General features: G+C 50.5%; 2 protein-coding genes. Both read right to left on the reverse strand.

The features are described 5' to 3' along the window. Positions 1–89: 89 nt before the first annotated feature. Positions 90–17759, reverse strand: a complete 17670-nt coding sequence (locus AC4G47_RS14375) for an SDR family NAD(P)-dependent oxidoreductase (protein WP_491106476.1) — start codon at positions 17757–17759, stop codon at positions 90–92. Positions 17760–17800: 41 nt separating this feature from the next. Continuing rightward, a complete protein-coding gene (locus AC4G47_RS14380; protein ID WP_491106478.1) occupies positions 17801–23680 on the reverse strand; it encodes an SDR family NAD(P)-dependent oxidoreductase in 5880 nt (1959 codons plus the stop codon). Between the last annotated feature and the right edge of the window lie 23 nt (positions 23681–23703).

Here is a 23703-nt window from a genome sequence, read left to right on the forward strand (position 1 = left end):
AAACGTCAATCGATATCATTGCTGAAAGAGTCAATCCGCATTTCGCGAAATTCTTAAAAACCGGCTAGAAGCAAGCAATACAAGTACAACTACTTGAGATGCATTAACTGATCAAGGGTACATTCGCCGCTGCGTATTTTCTCTACAAGGTGGAGGTAATTCTCGTCATCGGAACGGTTGTATGCTTCATCGGTATTCATAATCGGTGCTGTCCCGGAAACACCCATGAAACTTCGCATTTGGTCAGCCTCCCCCTGCATGACGACTACAGGTGACCTTCTCTCTTGCAGTGTCTGCTGGAGAGATCGCATCGCATTTACACGCTCCAGTGGAACCGTTCCTGATATTCGCTCTATGTTCTGTCTCACATGATCATTCATATGCATACCGCCCTCTTCCCACAAGGGCCAATTAATGGCGAGTGTAAACCCGTGACGTTCTCCCTGCTGAACACGTTCATTGCGGTATTCGGAATATTCGTCCATAAACGCATTCGCTGCCGCATAATCGGCCTGACCCACATTGCCATGCACCCCGGCAAGCGAGGAAAACAATACAAAAAAGTCCAGCTTGAAATACTGGCTTGCTTCATCCAAATGAACCGTTCCAGCGACTTTTGGAGCCAGTACTTCCTCGATGTCATCAAGCTCCTTTCGGATCATATAACTGTCGCGAATTAAGCCTGCATTATGAATAATTCCACGCAATCCGCCGTGATTTCGGCTGATTTCCAGCATCAGTTCATCTACAGCTTCCCTCTTCGAGACATCCGAACGCCGATAGATGACCTCTGCCCCCATCTGTTCCAGCAACGCCATTCGCTGGCGATCTGATTCATCCGGTTCCGAGCGCCCCGTAAGGATGAGCACGGGATGTTCCGCCTGCTCGGTGATATGCTCCGCTATGATAGATCCGATTGCTCCCAGACCGCCTGTAATCAGATACACGCCTCGATCTTTCCAAGGCAGCTCGACAAAGGATGAATGCGAAGAACCGACCTCTTTCCACAATGATATATATCTTTTATCGTTCTGATAGCGGATATGTGTGTCGCCAGCGCTTTGACTGCTTTCTGTTATTATCTGCACAACTCGTTCGGTACCCTGAAGATCATCTGCTTCAATGATTTGAATGATGATTTTCGGATTTTCCAATTCAGCCGTTTTCAGCAAGGCAGATAATCCACCGAATAATTTGTGTTCTGCCCGCTTGGCAACCAGCAGTTGAATGAGTACAGCACCTTCCGGTCTAGCTTTGAGCAACTGTTGCACATAACGATAGGCCTTCTTAACAGCAAACAAGTATTGCTTATCCATCAAGCCGGAATGACCAACCCGATCCGCTGGGTCTGGACCAAGGGATACATACTGCACATTCGGAAGTTTGGCAGCCATGACGTGTTCCTGCTCTGTCCAGGGGCCAGATAACATGACGATATGACGACTGTATACCACCTCAGGCACAACTACAGCTTCCTGTTCCTTCCACTCTTTTGCAAACATCAGTGTTTGTGATTCGGTTGGAGATGATGTTTTCCCCATGTGAATCTCTCCCTTCAATGGTTTGCTGGTGAAGCCCTCGAATTGCACACATACATTTCCATCTTCATCACACAAGTCGATGTCCAGTTTTTGCAGCGAATAAGATGGTTTATGTCCGTTACTGTAACGAATATAAGCCCACATGTGGGCTGTACAAGGACGGTGGAAAACGGCCCGCTCCAGTGCAAAAGGAAGCAGCGGACTTGGATTTGTTTGCAGTCTGTGATCATCAGGCATTGAATGTGCAAGCAGCAATCCAATGGCTGACTGCAAAGCCGCATCTGCCATGGACGGATGCAGGACGAAGTCACGAGCGGAGTCCCTCACCCGGGCAGGCAGAGCGAGCTTGGCCAGCACCGCGTTTTCTCCCGTATAGACTGTTTCGATCCCTCGCATGGCTGTGCCATAGTGCAGTCCCATCTGTTCAAAAGCCTGATAGCATTCATCCGCTGTCCACGGTTTGATGCACTTGTTTCGTATGTCTGCCAGATTCAGCTTTAAGTCTTGAGTCTCGGTTTTCAGCAAAGCCAAACCCTGACTGTGCAGCAACTCGACTGACGCATCTTGGGTGTATACTTCGTAGTGGATGTCTCCCTGCTCTTCCGTATACAAACGCACATGAACGTCGGTGGCCTGAGCGGCGATTAACACGGGTCTGCCCCAGATGATATTTTCCAGGACAATCACCTCGGACACGGAATCAACATGTTCTACAGAGCGTTTCACAGCCTCGCGAGCCATTTCCAAATAGGCCACTCCCGGAAGCACCCGGTAGGTTCCGACCTGATGATCTGACAGGAAAAATTCATCACCGCTGAACCGTGAGGTGAAGCGCTGCTCCGATAACAGGGATGTATTATGGTGAAGCATCGGATGATGCACAATGGTATTGCGGGAATCTGCCTCGGTGGTACTAGCAACATGAAGCATTCCTTTGGCGTCAGGCAGCCAATATTTTTCCCGCTCAAACGGATAGGTGGGCAGACTCATTTTGCCTGGCGTTATTGGACCATACATTTGCTTCCAGTCCAGCTTCGCGCCATTCACCCATAATTCCAGCAATCGATCCACGTTAACTTGCATCATGGCCTGTCTGACATCTTCAGAAGGAGGTTTGCTCGCTTCTTGCTCGGTGTCTAAAGGAGTATACGAAGTTCGATTAACCCGTCCTCTGTACATCCACGGAATGGCTTGCTTTAACTTTTCGGTTTGAATGGTAACCAGTCTAGCGATCAGTTCATGTATGGTGCTTGCTGTAAAAGCCAAACGTTCTTCCATTGCCTCTCTGCCGATTTGAAGTGTATAGGCCAGCTTATCCAACACCTGATCATCCAATGTTCGGCGGCTAATGTATAGTAGAAGTTTCTCCGCCACAGCAACCAGCCTTTCTTCATTTCGGGCAGACAAAACGATCATTACCGGTTGCTCCGAGTTACGTTCTTTCCTGCCAGAAGAGCTTTCTATCACAGGAAAAGAAGGTTGAGCAGGAGCAGGAATATATTCTTCAACGATTACATGTGCGTTTGCGCCCCCAGCGCCAAATGAGGATATACCAGCAATGCGCGGTATTTCCCGTATCTGTCCGTCCACCTCAACCATCGGTCTTAACCAATCGCTCGCCTTCTGCTGTACGATAAACGGCGTGTTCTTGAAGTTAATTTCTCTGTTCAGCTCTTCGGCATGCAGACTGGGTGCAATCTGACCATGTTTCAACTGAAGGATAATCTTGGTGAGTCCGCCAATTCCGGCAGCCGATTCCATATGTCCAACGTTGCTTTTCAGTGAGCCGATGGAGCAGTATCCTTTATCCTGCGTATCCTGGCGGAACGCACGGGCAAGTCCAGCCATTTCAATCGGATCTCCCAGGCTTGTCCCGGTTCCATGAGCTTCAATATAGCTGATCCAGCGGGCATCAATGCCTGCCTTGTTGATCGTCTCCCGAATCAGGTCTCCCTGGGCTGCAGGATTGGGAACCATATAGCCATTCGTTTTGCCGCCATGGTTAATGTGGGTTCCGCGAATGACCGCATGGATCTGATCGCCAGCTTCAACCGCTTTGGACAGCTGTTTCAGGATAACCACCCCCACGCCTTCACCGGGTACAAAACCGTCCGCCTCCTGAGCGAAGCTTTTGCATTTACCGTCAGCTGCCAGCATCTGCTGGGCACACAAGGCAACATAGCTTGAAGGATGCAGATACAGGTTCACCCCGCCTGCAATCGCTGCCTCACATTCACCGCGGCGAATGCTTTCACATGCTTCATGGATAGCCGTGAGTGAAGAGGAGCACATCGTATCCACCGGCATGCTGGGACCATGGAGGTTCAGCAAATAGGAAACCCGGTTTGCGACCGAACTGAACGAGGTCTGCGGGAACCATTCACTGCCTTCATTCCATAGTGGCGGACCGTAGAGGTTGAAGCCACTTTTGGTAATGCCCGCAAATACCCCCACTTTGCCATTGTACTGTCGATCCATCTGTTCCCTTGTATAGCCCGAGTCTTCAAGCGCTTCCCATACGATTTGCAAAAAGAGCCTTTCCTGCGGGTCCATGTTCATGACCTCTCGGGGGGAGAGCTGGAAGAACAGCGGATCAAAATCGGCGTAACCTTCAATGAAGCCGCCCCATTTGCTGTAGCTTTTGCCTTTGCGCGCGGCTTCCTTGCGATCCGGTTCATAGAATCCTTCAAGTGACCAGCGTTCTTCCGGAATTTCCGTGATGCAGTCCATGCCTGCAATCAGGTTGTCCCAAAATTGCTCCAGATTATCTGCCTGCGGATATTTGCCGCTGATGCCAATAATGGCAATCGGTTCATTGGCAGCCAAGTTGAGAGATGCCGTGATGGGTACAGTCTTTGCCGAATCTAAAACATGCTCCTGCATCGTCCTTTCCACTGCCGAAACGGTTGGCTGAATAAGGGATTCGTGCGTTTGTTCCGGCTCTTTTTCAGGCAGATTCGGTAGAGCCGCCACCAACAGCTCCTGTCTGTGCTGTTTCATAAAATAATGAATTAATGATGCAAGTGTTTTGTGCTCAAAAAACAGCGTGGTGTTCACGCCGCCAAAATGTTTGCGCAACTGATTCGTGAGTTGAACAATGAGAATGGAGTCGATGCCGTAAGCCTCCAACGGTTCGGACTCATCGATATGTTCAGGTGACATCCGAATAACCTCTCCGACCAGACGTTTGAAAAATGTCAGGCTGGCCTGCCACATCTGATCGGAATCCAGTTCTGACTCCGACTGTTGTTCTATCTGCATTTTGTCCTTGTTCATGACCGATATGTTTTCAGAAGAAATCGGCTTATGATTCGACCTGGCCTCCACAGGAGGTATGGCCATGGATATATACCCGTCACTGAAGGCGGTGATAATTTGCTGCCCAAGACTCTCACCTGGTTCGGCTGGCATCATTGCCTGTCCAAACCCGGTCTCTTGTAGCGTCTTCTGCCATTGCTGTTTGCCAAGAACAGGGGAGCCCCCGATACGGATATCATCATCTTCATACAGCCACCAGCCTTCCAGCAAACCAAATGTCAGGTGGCTAAACAGCGAGCTGTGGGTCAATTCATTCAGCAGAAGCAGGCCGTTTTGTTTTAACAGATAGTGTACGTGACCCAGGGTGCGTCTGATGTTCCGGGTAGCATGAAGAACATTGGCTGCGATGACCAGATCATAACTCCCCAGATCATAGGATTGTTCGGCAGGAGGTTTTTCAATATCCAGCATGGTGCAGTTCAGATAAGGATGATTCTCCCCATAGATCTTTTCTCCATGCAGCAGGAATGCTCTTGAGATGTCGGTGTATGCATACTCCGCAATAGAGGCGGCAAAGGGTTTTATCCGCTCAAGCACCTTTTCCGTCGTTCCTCCTGTCCCGGCACCGATTTCAAGAATACGCAAGCTGGCCTGTGGATTGGATTCAAGCCGCTCGGCAAGGTACGCTGCGGCGGTATCGGCCAGTATTCCGTTGAAATAGTCTGCTGCTGAATTATGCTTGTAAATATTCTGCACCATATCCATCGCTCCGTCGGGGAACATGATATTAGTGGCAGCCAGTTCTCCTCTGACAATCTCCGGCAGGCTGCGTATCATCTGGTCGACTAACTTAACCTGTGGCGCAAAATCCGGGTCCAGCAGCCAGTGCTTCATACGTTGGTCCCATGCCGACCACATCGAGTCAGAAGCAAGAGACTCATCCGACAACGTATACTGCTCTAAGCGCTTTCTGCTTTCCTTCATCCAGCGATCATAGATGGCAATAGGACGGTTTGCCGAATCAGCTGAGGCCATCTGCTGCAACTGAATCGACAGCAGTCCGGCCAGCATGGACTCGAATTCATCGTTAAAGGCGGCCCACTTTTGTTGAAGCGGCTTCACGTTGAGCTGTTGCCCAGAAATTCGATTCCTGAGCTGATGGCGTCCTACTTGCTTCGCTTCAGGCGCTACCATAAACATACGATCAGACGCTGTGCCTTCCACTGCCCCTGGCTTGTCCGTCTGAATGAACGCCAGCTGATGCTTGCCTCCTGCCATCAGCAGTTCCAACGCCCGCATGGCATCCTCAGGATGTATGGAGCCAATTCCCGACTGATTCAGTCTTTGCTTAAAAGCGGCAGGCACCTGACTGGCGATGCCGGTCTCAGCCCAGTAACCCCAATTCATCACTTTTACAGGGAATTTCCAGGATTGTGCTGCAGCACTCATGCCATCGATAAAGGCACATCCGGCGGCATATCCGGCTTGTCCAGCTGGTGTGGTGAACGAGCTCATGGAAGAGAAAAACAGCATGAAATCCAGAGGCTCCTGTCCAAAAATGTTCATCATGTTCATACTGGCATCCAGCTTGGATGACAATACATTGCGGAAATAATCTGGAGTCATCTGAGACAGACTTTGATCCATCAGACCTACGGCAGCATGCACGACCCCGTGAATGGCTGGCGCCAATGATCTGATCTGGCGGTATGCCTCCTGCAAGCTATGCTTGTCGGCTGCATCCGCAGAAATATACAGCGGTTCGGTTCCCAATTCGCCAAGGCGTCTGCATAGCTCTCCGATCCGTGCATCGACCGCTCTTCGGCCAATCCAGATAAGCCGCGCCTGATAGCGCCGAATCAGATATTCACTCCATGCTTCCCCAATGCCGCCCGCACCGCCAATAACGACATAGACGCCATTTTTTCTGAATGCTTCATGCGAGTCACCCATAGAGCAGACGTTCACAAGTATACTTTCATACCCTTTTCCATTCCGCCAGGCGCGCGTATTCCCATCCCATATCCCTGGAAAATGGCGTTCGGGATGCGCTCCGATGTCATGGACATCATCCACATCCAGATGGCAGACTCTCCAATCCGGCATTTCTTTGGCGAGGGTACCTGCCAGTCCGCTAATTCCGGCGTGCGCAGGATAGATCGTTTCTCCAGCCAATACGTTGCAGGCCCTCTCCGTTATAATGGTCAGATCGAGTCTGCGTGCATCGTAGCCCAGGTTCATCAAGACTTTAATGAGGAGAAATGTCTGAAACAATCCCTGGTTCTGCTCATTTATCACTTCCACAGCATGCTCCGGCCCCTGAACGATGCTTGAGGGCGGCACAATCCAGATCAGACGGCTGATTACGCCATGGCGTTTTAACTCGAGTTCTAGTTTTGTTTCTGGTACATTGCCTTCAACTGCAACAGGTCGCAGGCCGGGATGCCATTGCTGAATAACGTCCTGCTGCCTCGACGTCCCACCTACGATAATCCCCGAACCACCGAAAGATATGGGCATAGGTTGGGTTACATCGGGATTGGTCGATACTTCTCTCCAACTTGGCGCATAAGTCATCGCTCCCGAGAGTGGAATCTGTGTCAGTGTCTGCTTCTCCGAGGTGGCGTAAGCTATGGTTTCATACGGTATTGGCTTCGCAAATGTGTTGGACTCTTCCTGAATAACGCCGGATGGTTCCCCAGGGTACGGTCTGTGCAAAATCGTCAGCCCTATGAATTGCAGGACTATTTTTCCCTGGTCGTCACATAGATCGATCTGCACTTTGCTAGCCGTTCCGGAAGAATCCTGTTCCGGCAAAAGACGCACCCATGCCCAGACGGAATCCGGGCAGTCTCGATAGATTACAGCCTGATCCAAGGAAAAAGGTGTAACTCCCCCTTCCTTGAATTGCGGCAATCCGATGCATGCCTGTATAGCTGAATCCACCAGAGCCGGATGCAGACCGTACTCCTCAGCAGTGGATGCAAGAGATGGCGGCAGTTTCAATTGTGCGATGACTTGCCCCTCTCCAATATGAAGACGCTGAATCCCCTGATGACCCGGTCCATAAAACAGGCCGGACTGCTCAAAGAAACGGTAACATTCAGCAGCCGTCATCGTTTGTTTTCCGCATTGCAACAGTAAGGATTCCAGATCGATCGTTGGATAGGAAGCTGCTTGACGAGTGGACGTCGAAATCGTTCCTATCTGATGTACATTTCGTTTGGATGGTTCGGATTGTACGGTTCTCTGGTTGTTTTCCCCGCTGGTTATTTCATAACGGATCTCACCTGTGTCCAGCGGAGTCAATCCCAATTGCGCCTGGAGCCTGCTCGGTGTGACTGAATGCAGTTCCATCCCCAGCGGCACAGTCCAGTAGATGTCGCGAAAAACAATAACCCTGTCCTGCCGGGATGTATCTGTCGGAATAACCTGTTCCAGCGCTGCCCTGGCCATTTCGAGGCAGGCGGCCCCTGGCATGATTTTACGATTGTGAATGACATGATCGTTCAGAAAAAATTCCTGTCCGCTCCACTCTGAACTGAAACGAATCCCTTGCAGATCCGATGTATTTCGCTGGAGAAGCGGGTGAAGATAAGATGTCGGTACAGGTTGTCCCGATTTTTGCTCTTTCTGTTCAGGCACCCAATAACGTTTTGTGGCAAACGGATACGTGGGCAGACTGATTCGCTGGGGCGTCCTTCCCGTGTAACCTTCAGACCACGGAACCTCAAGCCCCTTCGCCCAAAGATCCAGCAGCTGTCCATACTTGCGTTTGCGGACCCAGCTTTTTACCGTTTCCTGCATATCTGCATCCTCTGCCAGTGCAGCGATGGAGGCTCTGTGGGACTTTATTTTGCCTCGATAGATGTTGTCAGCCTTCTGTGGATCATGAATATAAGCGTCCAGCCGGTCTTCTATTTCAGCAATGGAAGTTGCCACCAAAGCCAGTCGCTCTTCCATCGCCGCACGCCCTGTCTGAAGTGTGTACGCGAGCTGAGGCAGATGACGATCTTCATATCGTCCCGATTGCAACACCGCCAGCAATTGCCGAGCCTGTTCCTGAAGTCTTTCTTCGGTTTTGGCTGACAGTACGATGCATACCGAAGTAGCTTTGTTCATTGAGTCCCCGTGAGCTGGATGAAGGGTCCTATCAGAATTGGCTACCGATTCAACCGGAATATACTCTTCAAGCAGCACGTGTGCGTTTACGCCTCCGAATCCGAAGGAACTCACTCCTGCACGTCTTGGTAGCGTTCTGCCAGCAGAGTCATCGAGCGCTTCCCATGCTTTATTTTCATCGACGATGTAAAAAGGACTTCCTTCCAATTGAATGTAAGGGTTAGGTCTCTCATAATGAACTGTCTTCACGAGCGTTTTGTACTTCATTTGCAGCAGTACCTTAATGACCCCGGCAATGCCTGCAGCAAGCTCCAGATGTCCAATGTTGGTTTTGATGGAGCCCAGTCCGCAGGAGGATGAGGTTGTCAGATTGGGTTCCGCAGTTGCAAGAGTCTCCTGAAACGCGATCTTCAAGCCATTAATTTCAATGGGATCACCAAGAGGCGTGCCTGTTCCGTGAGCCTCAATGTATCCGATGGTAGAAGGGTGCACACCAGCCTTTGAATATACGGATTTAATCAAGTCGGCCTGTGCTCGCGGATTCGGTGCGGTGAGCGATGCAGCCCGTCCACCATGATTTTCATCCGTAGCACGAATCAGGCCATATATGTGGTCACCTGCTTGCTCAGCGGCCCGTAACCCTTTCAAAAATATCATGCCAACGCCTTCTCCGCGTACATATCCGTTAACCTCATCGGAGAACGTTTTACAACGTCCATCTGGACTCAGCATACCCGCTTTATTGAAACTGATATGATAGTCCGGGTCCAGAATGGTATTAACTCCACCCACGATAGCAGTATCACAGTCTCCATTTCGTATCGCCTGAACAGCCCTGTGAAGTGCCACCAGCGAACTGGAGCATGCCGTCTCCACGGGTTCACTTGGACCGTGTACATTCAGGAAAAAGCTCATTCGGTTAGGACCTACGGAAGCCACATGGCCTGTGGAAGTATATCCTTCGATTACGGTATCCGCCTGTGCCAACAGACGATGATACCCGCTGCTCGCAGTGCCAACAAAAATGCCCATTCGTGAACCGGACAAGCTTGGTGGTGCATAACCCGCATCTTCAATTGCTTTCCAGGCATACATCATCAAAAGCCGCTGCTGCGGGTCCATCAATTCCGCTTCACGCGGGGAAATGCCAAAGAAGCCAGGATCAAATTCGGCGACACCCTCCATAAATCCGCCCCATTTGATGTTGGTTTTGTTATGAGCCTGATCGGGATCTCCGTAATAGGCTCTCCAGTCCCACCGATCTGGTGGAATTTCTGAGATGCAATCCCGTCCCTGAAGCAGGTTATCCCATAATGCATCAATGTCCTTCGCCATCGGAAAACGGCCGCTCATGCCAATAATGGCGATGGGTTCCGTTGCCTTATGATTTTGATGATCGGATTCAGGCAGGCTGGCTTCTCGATGGCGTTCGGAGGATGATATTGAACCTCCCATTTGTTCTTTCTGCTCAGTGGAATCTTCCGTTTCCTTCGGAAATGGATATGGGTTACGGATCGAAAGCGAATCAGCCTGTTCCACCTGTCCGAGCAGATTAGAGGAGACACCTTCTGTTTCATTCTCCTGTGATGAGTCATCAGCATGCAGTCCCACGGTGTCAATGTGCTTCTCAGGCAAAAGTGTATCCCACTGTTTCGGATAGGCTCCGACAAGATGTCCTGTTAAAGACCTTAAGGTGGAGTGCTCAAAGAAAACAGTAGGTGTAAGTTTAAGCGCATAGTGCTCATTAAGAATACCGGCGAAATCGGTAAACGAAATGGAATCGAATCCATATTCGCCAAATTCGACATCTGGAAAGATGTCGGTCCGGTTTACCTGCAGCAACTCTGACATATGATCCGTTAAAGCGTCTTGGACTCTGGAAACGAGCAGCCGTTTTCGCTCATCTTCTGTCGGCCATGTTCGTTTTTGCGACTCAGGAATGTCGCTTGGGACGGCAACAGACGTCATGGATTGTGAAGGAGCTGTTGACACGTTCCATATCGACGGCTGATCCACCAAACCTGCGGAATCTGACATCACACCTGACAGAAATACGTCCGGTTCACCGTAAAAAGCCAGAACTTGGGATGAACCGCTGTTCATGGCCATATGCAGCAGTTTGATTCCGATCGAGGTGTCCATCGGGCGCATTCCCCATTGGCGGCGAATTTTCTGTTCCGCTGCTACCCCTGGTTGCATGCGTCCTTCCCTCCAGAGCGGCCAGTTGATTGCGAGCGTTGTGCCGTTACGCTGTCCGTTCCGAACCAGCACATCTCGGTATGTGGCGTAGGCATCCATAAAAGCATTCGCACAGGCGTAATCCGCTTGACCCGGATTGCCGGTCACAGCAGCGAGCGAAGAGAACAGGACAAAAAAATCGAGCGCCATGTGGGCGGTCGATTCATCGATCCATATCGTGCCGTCCACTTTGGGAGCTAAGACGGATCGAAGTTCTTTTGAATCTTTGAGCCGTAAGCCACGATCTTTCACGACACCTGCCGCATGAATAATGCCGTTCAGTTCACCGTAATCAGACTGAATTTCCTGTACCAGTCTCTGAACTGCTTCACGGGAGGTGATGTCCGCTTTCCTGTAAACTACGTGATTTCCGTTCAACTGAAGCTGTTGAAGATGGGCCTGCTGCTCGGCGTTTGGAGTCGAACGGCCGTTTAACAGAATCGTGGCATTCCTGATCTGATTGACAAGCGTACGTGTCAAAGCTAATCCGATTCCGCCGATGCCTCCGGTTATCAAATATACCCCACCGTCTTTCCAGGACAATGAATTGCCAGCGGAGTGAGCAGACAGCTCATGCCAGACTCTTGTCTGCCTGATGCCGGAAGCCGGATAGCGGGCAATTACGTTTTCTGAATGACGGCTCTCAGAAGCCATTTTATCGATCAGTTCTCCTGTTTGTATGGAGGAGTGCAGCTGAATGAGCTGACATGTCAACTGTCGATGCTCTCTAGAAGCCGTCAATAGCATTCCGCCAAGACCATTGAGCAGTCCGCCCTGTCCCTCTTCCTCGAAAGGAATAACGAGCTGAATAAGTGTGCTTCCGGTTTCCGTGTTCACCATTTGTCTAATTTCTTCGAGCAAGTGTGCAGCCGATTCTGTAAAAAATCTTGCAAGCGGGTGCAACAATGCATTATTTTGCTCAAATCGCTCTGCGGATGCAAATGTGTCCGTTGCCAGTCGCACGTAGCGAGCGTGAGGAAACGATTCACGCAATGAAGATAGCTGCCCTGTAAAATGATCCGAAATCAAGATCAGATGACTGTTGTACTTAGCGGTTGATTGGTCGGAAGAGATCTCAAGCGGCTTCCATTCCGGCGCCATTAGAATCGGCCTCACTTTTTCTTCCTTCTGTGTATCGAAATCTTTCTCCAGAACACGCGGCGTAAATCCGGTCATGCGTATACGTACCACTCCGTCCATGTCGCACAGATCTACATCCAGCTTGTGAATTTTGCTGTCTCGGCTGTTTCCTGAACTGTACGCGGCAACCGCCCACATCTCCGCTGTGCAGGGACCCAGAATATCCAACTGCTCCAGCGCAAACGGCAGCGCAGGCCTACCGGAGGCAGCCTGGTCCGTCACAATGCCGAGCAGATATCCGATGGTGACCTGAAGTGCCGAGTCCATTAAGCTGGGATGAAGAGTATATTCTTCACCCGAAGAGGTCAGGGATTGCGGGAGTGACAAGTGTGCTATGACACGATCCTGCCCAACATATACGGACTGTATCCCGCGTAAGCCCGGCCCAAGGACGATGCCAGTTTGAGCGGAGGCAGCGTAGAATGCTTCGGCATGGACCGGGCTGGGTGTGCAGGCCGCAAGTTCGGTTTGAATGTCCCGCTCCATCTGAACTGGAAAATTGGCAAGCATGACTTGGCCCTGACTGTATACCTGTTTATGTTGATCGCTTTCCTTTCCCTGCTCCTGACAAATTTCAAAGTGCATCGTTTCGTCTCCCTCTGTCTGCTCGACAGGACGAAAACGGATGGCATAGGAGGCTGATGTTTCATTCAGAATTAACGGGGCAGACCAGATCACGTTTCTCAAGCGAATCATCCTCGAATCCGAGAAATCACCCCATGCCGTATCTGCTGCAAAGCATACCCACTCCAAATGAGCTACACCCGGAAGCACCTTCATCCCCTTCACCAAGTGATCCTTGAAAAAGAATTCCTGACCGCTGAAAGTAGACGAATATTGCAATTGCTTTATACTGGATGTGTTTCTGTGAACCAGTGGATGCAGCACTGTTCCAAAAGCATGTTCGGCACTCGACGGCTGTTTAACCCGCTGAGTTTCTTCACGTGCCGGTACCCAGTAATCGTCCCCTGCAAAGGGGTAAGTCGGGAGCGGGATACGCCGTGCAGAGATTGGAAACAGCTCGTCGAAAGAAAGATCATAGCCCTGGACATACATTTCGCAGAGGGCTGACAAATGCTCCAGATAAACAGAGGAATCTTCCGTTTCCCGGCATTGCCGTATACATTCGGCGGCGTATCGCATCAACGAGGCGTTGCCACGTAGTTCGTTTCGATTAACGAATCCGCTGGTTACTGAACTGCTCTCCCCTTTTGCAAGCCACTCACTGAACTGATCTGCAAGCTGCTCTCCGTTGCGGGCAATGCAGATCATCCGATGGGCCAAGTGAGGTCTGCCTGTAAGTAAGGTATAACTCATGTGCAGACTTTCCGCTGCGGAGTTTTCCTTCGCATAGGATACAAGCTGCTCAGCTTGCTGACGTAATTGGTCCGCAGTACGTGCTGACAGTGCAATCAGATATCCGGGCCGCAGGTCGGAGCTGGCAGCCGGACGCGGGGGTGCCTCTTCAATGACCATATGGGCATTGGTTCCGCTGAATCCAAATGAACTGATCGCGGCCCTTCTCCTCTGGCCTTTTTCGGTGTCCCATGGCTTGGTCTCCGTATTGACATAAAAAGGGCTGTCGCCAAACGCAATGTTGGGATTAGCTTTTTCCATATGCAGCGAAGCTGGAATGTGCTTGTGACGCAAGGAAAGCAAAACCTTGATCAATCCGGCAATGCCCGCTGCGGTTGCCAGATGCCCGATATTGGTTTTGATGGAGCCCAGCGCACAGTATTGCTTCTGATCCGTATATGAGGAAAATGCGTTAGTGAGTGCCTGGAACTCGATCGGGTCCCCGAGCCGGGTTCCGGTTCCATGCGCCTCTACCAGCTGAATGCTGGCCGGATCGATACCGAAGCGATCATAAACCTGTTTCTCCAGAGCAGTCTGCGATTTGGCGCTTGGTGCAGTGATTCCGTTGGTCGTACCATCCTGATTGATGCCTGTTCCGCGAATTACGCCATGTATGTGATCTCCATCACGTACAGCATCACTGAGTCGTTTCAGCAGAACCGCTCCAGCTCCTTCTCCTGGCACAAAACCGTCTGCCCGTTCATCAAACGAATGACATCGCCCGGTGGTTGATAACATGCCGGCACGGTTGGCATCCATATAGAACTGGGGAGTCGATTGAATAAACACCCCGCCCGCAAGCGCCATTTCTGTTTCCCTCGCCCACAGTGACTGACACGCCAGATGAATCGCCACCAACGAGCTGGAGCAGGCGGTATCTACCGCAATGGCAGGACCTTTCAAATCGAGATAATAGGCAATCCTGGCTGGAATGATGGACCCGGCTTTCCCCCAGAACGACTGAGCCGGAGGCTGTTCACCCACCAGCTGTCCATAATCCATTTCCGTACAGCCTACGTATACGCCGCATTTACGACCCTGCATCGAGACGCCGGCATAACCGGCATCCTCGAACGTTCTCCAGGCTTCCTCCAGAAAAATCCGTTGCTGAGGGTCCATGTAGGCCGCTTCTTGCCCGGAAATGTTAAAAAAGAGTGGATCAAACGCTTGAATGTTATCCAAAAAGCTGCCCTGGTCGCAAAAGGAAACATCCGCTCCATAATGCTTGGCAAGATTCCAGCGCTGTTCGCGTTGGATCAGGTCATCTCCCTTTTCGAGATGCTCCCACAATTCCGCTACGTCGCGTGAACCCGCAAATCGGCCGCTCATCCCAATGATCGCCACCGGCTCATACGTTGTCAGCTCTTCGCTTTTGTTTCCTTCACTTTCAATCCGGACTCGGGTGGTGACATCAGCTGAATCAGCTGGAAGAGCGGCAGCGGCAGACTGATAGCGCATATATTCCGGCACGTTAATGACAATTTTTCCGATATTTTTTCGTTGATCCATGCAGCGGTAGGCTTCCTGCAATCTGTCCATCGGGAATGTCTGACCGATCAGGGGACGGATGACCCCTTCTTCTACCCAATGCATCATCTCTTGCCTGTATTCCGCGAGCATTTCGGGTTGCTCCATGCCCAGCTTGCGCAGATCCAGACTGTAGAAGCTCTGATTGTGATTGAGTCCCGAGAGGTTGACTGCATGGGCGCTTTTGAGAGCTGTCATCGCGATCTCGATGTATCTTCCGTTCCGCGCAAGACAGTTTAATCCTTTTTGCAGCGCCTCGCCTGGGAGGGTATTTAGAATGACATGTACCCCTTCTCCGTTCGTGAGCCGTTGTATTTCCTGTTCAAAGTCCGTAGTGGCATAGTTGATTACATAGCTGGCGCCCATTTCCCGCAAATAATCAAGCTTGTGTTGCATGCTGGCCGTGGCGAAAATTTCTGCACCAAGATGGCGGGCAAGCTGAATGGCTACAAGTCCGACACCTCCGGTTGCCGTTTGGATCAAGACCCGTTCGCCGGGTTGAATATTGGCTTTGCGGAAGGCGGCAATGACGGTCATGGCTACGACGGGCAGCGAGCAAGCTTCCTCATGAGTAAGCCGATCAGGTTTGGCAAACACTTGCTCTGCTTTACACGTAATGGCGGTGGCATGCGCTCCGAGAGAGGCATCTGCATAGAACACTACCTCATCGCCGGTTTTTACCGTTGTAACGGAGGCCCCTGTTTCGACTACAATACCTGCTGCCTCAAAGCCTGGTGTAAAAGGATACGGCGGCATGGTCGGATACAGACCCCGAATACAGAGCAAATCCCCAAAATTCAGGGAAAACGCTCTGACCGAAATGCGCACTTCGTCAGGTCGCAACTCCTGCACAAGGGTCTGATGAAGCTGAAGATCGTTGATCTCCGAGGGGCTTTCAATATGTGTCCGATAAAAATAAGAACCCGAAATTTTGACATTCATTTGAGTATTAGGTGCTTCCACGTTGCTGTTCGCAAAGGGAGTCGATTCATCATTGACAGATGTGGAAGGCAGTGATGTGCCCGGAAAAATGGTTGTCGTTTTATCTGATGCCATTGCAGCTACCGGTTCTGACCCCCAAGTCTGACTCTGAACAAGCAGCGATTCAATCGTTTTTCCGTATTCCTGTAAAATGTGTTCTGCCAGACGATCCACATTGTTATAGTCGAACAGCACGGTCGTTTGCAAGGTCAGTTTGCACTTCTGATTAAGCACGTTGACCAGATGGACGGCAATAATGGAATCGACGCCATAGTCCGAGAAGCTGCGATTGTTCTGGATTCTGGACTGCTCCATCTTCAGGTCCTCCGCGATGCTTTCACGGATCGCCTTTTTCACAAATTGTTCAGTCATCTCCGCGGTGATGATCCCATGATCCGCAGCGGGCTGCTCCTGTTCATCGAATGATTCGTTCTGGTGTACGATATCGGCAGGACGACTGGGTTGAAAAACGTTTTTAACAACAGGTGCAGAACCGTTAGCGCGAATGACGATACCGTCACTTTTGGCGGCAATGATGTGCTGTCCATAGCGGTCTGCCTGTGCTGACGGGTAATGAACGGAATGATAGCCTTCCCGCTGAAGCATCTTTCTCCAGTTTGCGGCTGACAACGCCGGACACCCCGGGATGCGGACATTCTCATCCTTGTACTGCCACCAACCCTCCAGCAGTCCGAAGGTCAGGTGATTTATTACGGTTTTGCGCGTAATCTCGTTTAACAGCAATTGTCCATCCTTTTTGAGTGATGCCTTGATCATGCGAAGTGTGTCTCGGATATCCGGGGTGGTATGCAGTACGTTGCTCGCAATAATGAGATCATACCTACCCGGTTCGATGCCTTGCTCGGTAAAAGGAATTTTCAAATCGGCAATTTTGTATGTCAAATAGGGTACCGAGGGGCCATACTGTTGTTCAGCATGCATAAGAAAGGCACGGGATATATCGGAATAACAGTATTCCTGTATCTTGTGTGCGACAGGTTTTAACTTTTCAAAAACGACTTCGCTTGTGCCTCCCGTACCGGCGCCGATTTCCAGAACGCTTATTTTCCTGTGTCCTGTTATCTCGGACGTAAATTCATTGATTACGCTCAGTGCCTGTTCCGCAAGAGTTCCGTTGAAATAATCGGCAATGGCATGATGTTTATAAATACCTTCAACCATATGCATCGACGAGTCGGGAAACATCACCTCGGTAGCGGCCCTATGTCCTTTGAGAATGTCCGGAAGAGCACGAATCATCGAATCGGCCAATCTCGCATAAGCGCGCACATCGGGATGCGAGATCCAGCCCGGAAGTCTGCGCTCCCATTCCTCCCAGGATAACCGGGCCCATGCCGCATTCTCTTCTAATTGGAGGCTTTCAACCGGACCAGGCAACTCCTGGGCATATTCGGCAAGCATCAGGCGACTTTCGATCAGCCATTTCTGATAGAATGGGCGGACCGTTTTTTCAAACACAAAATGTTCGTCCATACATCCCGCATTGTGCAGCTGCCCCCATAATAACCGAATAAGAAGCCGTTCGATGCTGCTCATCTGCTCCTGAACCGAATCCATATGTTCTGTAATGATCATCTACTACACTCCCTTTGCATATCGGTCAATGTGCACTTGATCTAACGATATACCGTTAACATTTGTTTTTCATTTAATACAAGCATTTCGGGTTTGCGGGTCATCTTGAGTATGACGGCCTGTTGCAGGGAACCTGACATTAGCCATTCCAGAATGGGATGGGCTTCCTCAGCTTCGATAGAACCAATGCCTTTCTGATGCATGCTTTGCCTTACCTGCTCAGATACGACCGAACCGACGCTGCCCCAATATCCCCAGTTGACCACTTTAATCCGTCCAGGCCATTTCCTGTTCATCTGCGAGGCCAGGGCATCGGCATAACAGCAGGCAGCTACATAGTTGCCCTGACCTGGCAGTTTCATCAAGGAGTTCAGCGAAGAGAAAAACAAGACAAAATCGGGTTGCTTCCGAAGCCGACTTATTAATGCATTCACTTGTTCACTAATTTGAACTTTGGCAGACAGCACGTTGTTGAAAGTCTCCTCATCCATACGCGCCAGGCTTCTGTCAGACAACACTAGTGCAGAGTGGATTATTCCATTCACCTGTCCAAACCGCTTTATGACAGACTCATAAGCCTGTTCCAGACGACCGGGGAGCGAAGCGTCTGCCTGGATATAAAGAGGCTCCGGCCCCAATAGGCCCAACTGTTCGATTTCACGGCGAATCTCGGGACTCATGGGGCTTCTTCCTAGCCAGATCACCTGGGCGTTGTAGGTCGCAATCATATAACGTGTCCAGACTTCGCCAATTCCTCCGGCTCCGCCAATAACCAAATAGACCCCTCCCTGCCGATAAGCGGCTAGTGGAACGGAATCGTATTCTACAGGCACTAATTCCTGACGATACCATTCCTGATCCCTCCACACATATGCGTTTCCGTGGGGGTCCGGGGTCATATCTTCAATAGCATCCATTGGGAGAATTTCGCCCCCATTCATATCAATGACGCGAATGGCCCAATGGGCATATTCCTTAGCAAGTGAACCCGTCAACCCATGAATAGCTGCCTGGTCCGGGTCGATGGTATCATCGAAGGAAAGCGCTTGAGCATTCGTTGTAATGACTGTGAGGTGAAGACTTCTGGAGCCGTATCCCAGGTGCAGAAGGCTTTTGACAAACCTGAAGAAACGAGTAAGTTCGGGTACGAAGCTTTCCTGTTCTTCCCTGATTGTTTCTGTCATGCGATTCTCGGACGGTCCAGGGCGACAAAGCCAGATCATATGATCGCAATCTCCTTCGGCCGCAAGCATATCCACCATCTGTGCCACAGATGGCTGTCTCGGAAAGACAATCTGCCGAAAAGCATCGTCTCTCGGGAAACGGATGTTCATGTCGGCATTTTCGCAGAGAATTAGAAGTCTTTCCGTCGGATACACCTCAGTGTTGGGAATGCCTTCATTTACTGATTGCTGCTCTAATGGGGCCCACACTGTTGTAAGAACAGCCAATTTAGCATCATTTTCGGCTGTTGCCGCTGCCGCCGACATGGTCAGATCTCGTGTCCAGGGCTCCAGTGCATGCAGATTATTTAAATGATCCCCGAACTGGTTAGTCAAGGCAGCTTCCTCTCCGGTCCAATCCTGCTGGGATTGGGGCGCTGCAGACCACTTCCGTAACGCCAAACCTTCAAACTTCGCGCAAATCAATCCATCCTCACTATAGAGCGTGAGGTCATAACGAGGCATGGAATTCCCAGGACCACTGCCCGCGGTATAACGGACTTCTACCCACATCACAGAAGAACATGGTCTGTAAATCTCCGCTTGTTGCAGTGCATATGGCAGCCAAGGCTCAGACGAAAGACCTTCTTCTTCCTGGCTCATATCCATAGCAAGTGCAAGACATGCCTGAAAAGCTGAATCTAGCATGGATGGGTGGAGTCCGTATTCCTCCAGGCTTTCTGTACCCGTCATGGGCATGACTAATCGTGCCATAACGCTGTGCTGTCCTGTATATAAATGTGAGATACAGCGGTGAGTGCTTCCATAAACCAGACCTATACGAGAAAAAAATCGATAACCTTTCTCAGATGGAACAATCTTGTTGCCATGACGCTCATGCCAATCAGCAGGTTGGAATAGAGGCGTGTCCCCTGTGGAGCGGATTAGGGAAACAAATCCTTGGCTGCATAATACAGATGGAGCCTCCGCTTTCGCATTGCTCGTAATTTCAAATCGGTATCCCTGCTGGTGTCGCTCGGCCTGCAATTCAAGATGTACAGACAACAGCTGATCCTCTACAGAAGCTGGATTCAGCCATACCAGATCATGCAGACGAATATGTTCGTTGCCGTTTTGCTGTCTGTTATGTTCTTCGGGCGGCAGGGAATGCCGCAGAGCTGCTGCAACCATCTCCAGATGAGCCGCTCCGGGTAATATGCTCACTCCTCTTACTTGATGATCACGCAGAAATGATTCTTTTCCGGTAAAACGTGAGCTAAACCGCTGACTGCCCAAATAACTGGTGTTTTTATGCAGCAGCGGATGCAGCCATTCTGTCTGGCTTGGCGCTACTGCGTTCGTGGTTTCAAAACCTTCATTCCCCGATGAGGAGGATAAAGAAGGTATCATGTAATGTTCTTCCGCAAAAGGGTATCCCGGCAGGCTGATTCGCCGTGGTTTAGCCGTTCCATACCACTGCTGCCAATCCAGCTTCATTCCCCGAACCCATTGCTCCAGAAGCCGAACCGTTTTTCGTTTGCTCATCCAGCTGGCTGCCAGTTCCTGCATATCGTCATCGTCTACAAGTCGATTGTCATTCCGTGCAAGATCGATCTCTCCGGTGAATATCTGTTCATGTGCCGTTTCCCCCTTGAGATACGCCTGCAATTTGCCTAGCATCTCCTTGATGGTATACGCCGTGAAAGCGCATCTGCATTCCATCTCTTCTCTTCCGGTTTGCAGGGTGTAGGCGATCCTTGCGAGATGTAAGTCCGTATAAGCGTTGTCCTGAACGGCTTGCGCAAGCTGTCTCACCTTTATCCTGAGGCGATCTTCGGTTTTTGCGGATAGAACGATCATTACCGGTGCATCGGAATCCCCTACCATCACCGATTTCTGGTCCACCTTGTTATCCATCCTATATTCTTCAAGAATGACATGAGCATTGGCGCCGCCTGCCCCGAATGAGGAGATACCCGCAATCCGTGGATATTCGCGCATGCCTTCAGGTGTATCCAGTACGGGACGAATCCATGGAGTCATGTGCTGCTGAACGTGAAATGGGGTTTGACTGAACCGGATATTCGGGTTGCTGCTCTCTGCATGCAGTGAAGGCACCAGGCAGCCGTGACGCATTTGCAACAATATTTTGCTGACCCCGGCGATGCCGGCTGCACTCTCGGCATGGCCGATGTTCGACTTCACCGAGCCGATTGCACAAAATTGTCTATCCGCTGTATGTTTCTCAAATGCCCTGCGCAAGCCTTCGATTTCAATCGGGTCACCCAGTGCAGTGCCAGTGCCATGTGCCTCAATATAACTGATGGTCCGGGCATCTACTCCAGATCGTGAGATGGCTTCGCTGATCACCTTTGCCTGCTGGCCGGGATTGGGCACGGTGTACCCTTTTGTTCTACCCGCTGCATTAATCATGCTTCCTTTAAGGATGCCGTAAATAAAATCCCCGTCGGCCTCCGCCAGATGAAGCGGCTTGAGCAGTAATGCACCAACACCTTCCCCGTCCACAAAACCGTTGGCTCCCTCTCCAAAAGGACTGCACTCGTTGTCTGGAGACAGCATGACTTTTTCGGACAACCTGACATAATGAACCGGGTCAACGATCAGATTCACACCGCCTGCGATGGCTAGGTCGCAGGTGCCGTTGCGCAGACTTTCCATTGCCAGGTGAATGGCCGTCAAGGAGGAAGAGCATGCAGTATCCACGGCCAGACTTGGCCCCGTGAAATTAAACGTGTAGGATACCCGATTAGCTATGGACCAAAAGGAAGCTCCCGTAGGATAGTTGCCATTCATTACGCCTGCGTATACACCGACTGTACCCGCATCGGCAAGAGCCTGAGGCGTATAGCCTGCATCTTCGATGGCAACATAGACCGTTTGCAGGAACTGCCGCTCCTGAGGGTCCATTTGTTCGGCCTCTTTAGGAGAAATATGGAAGAACAACGGATCAAAGTGATAGATACCACGAATAAATCCTCCCCACTTGCTATAAGACGTTCCTTTTTGTCCTTTCTCTGAATGATAGTGGGTTCTCCAATCCCAACGTTGCGAAGGTATTTCAGTAATGCAATTTTTGCCCTGCATCAAATTGTTCCAAAATTCAGCCATATCATCAGCCTGAGCGTAACGCCCGGCAAGCCCGATGATGGCTACTTCACCTGTTGCCTCAGATGGTCGTTGCTGCTTGTAACTATCAGTTAGGTGAGTGGCAGCTTCTGCCGAAAATTCACCAATATTCAGTTCAGGCTCTGTTATCGATTCCGTTAACCCGAGCATCGAGATCAGTTCAAACCTGCGCTTTTCCACAAAATGGTTGACCAGTGCGTCAAGGGTTGTATATTCAAAAAAGAGCACGCTGCTCACATGCTCTCCCATTTCCTTATTTAGCTGCTCAGTTAACTGAATGATGAGAATCGAATCCAGCCCATACATTTCTAGAGCTTCAGCGGGATCGATCTGCTCTGGTTCTACATCCAGAATGGCACCGATCATATTTTTTAAATACATCATGCATGTTTGTTTTAATTCCCTGTCATCTACAGCAGGCTCTTTCGGGGTTAACGCGTTTAAGGCTGGTTCTAGTTCTTGAACTGTAATAGTCTCTTGTGGCTGTAAAGGCTCTTGCCTTCCAGCTGTGGGCAGCATCTGAGCCGCTGATGAAAAGGTGTGTTTCTGCCGGACCATTCCGTCACTTGCTGCTCTTATAATTTGCTGGCCCAGTCCTTCGGCGGTAGATGCCGGAAATTGTACGTCAAAGTAACCCTCCAGCTCCAGTGCCGCTTTCCACTGATCCGGATGCAGCAGCGGCGTGCCGGGAATACGCACCTGTTCGTCTTCGAACAGCCACCACCCGGTCAGCAAGCCAAACGTGACGTGGTTAAACAGGGAATCCTCAATAATTTCGTTGATTAGCAGTTTACCTTTCAAGGTCAACAGCGCTTTGGCATTGCGCAAAGTATGGCGGATCTGACGTGTGGCGTGCAGTACATTGGTAGCCACAACCAGGTCATATCGTCCCGCTTCAATTCCCTGAGAATGCAAGGGCTCTTCAATATTGAGCAGACTATACGTAAGGTAGGGGTAATACGGCCCATATTGTTTCCTTGCATGCTGCAGAAAAGATTTGGAGACGTCCGTGTAACAGTATTCTTGAATAAGTTCACGGTAGGGCTCGAACTTTTGAAACAGCATGGAGCTTGTTCCTCCAGTTCCCGCGCCAATTTCAAGAATGCGGATCTTGCGATTGCCATGCCCGGGGAAATCCCTGATCAGCTCGATGGCTTCATCTGCAAGCAGTGCATTGAAATAATCTGCAATTGAATTTTGCTTGTATATTCCCTCCACTCTTGACATGGAGCCACCCGGAAACATGATCTCTGTTGCGGACTGTTTGCCTGTAACAATGTCGGGCAGCGCCCGGATCATCACGTCAGCGAGCTCCACCCTTGCTCTCATTCCCGGCTGCGTAATCCAGCGCTCCTTGTGCTCCTCCCAATCAGACCAAATGTTGGTACTTTCGAATTCACCGAGTTCCGGGTTACGCTGAAGAATACGAAGCGTGTGGTCCATCCATCGTTGGTATGCAGGAAGCACACCAGGATAAGAACAGTGCGAAGTTCCTGCCATCGTTCTAACATCTCCAAGCTGTTCCATCTGAACAATCAACACATGCATCAGTATCTGGTTTAATGAATTCCACAGCTTGTGCTGTAAGGATAACCGCTCATTATCTTGCATGATTTCGCCCTCCTGTTGGATTA

Source organism: Paenibacillus sp. Negev47, from assembly GCF_058313655.1.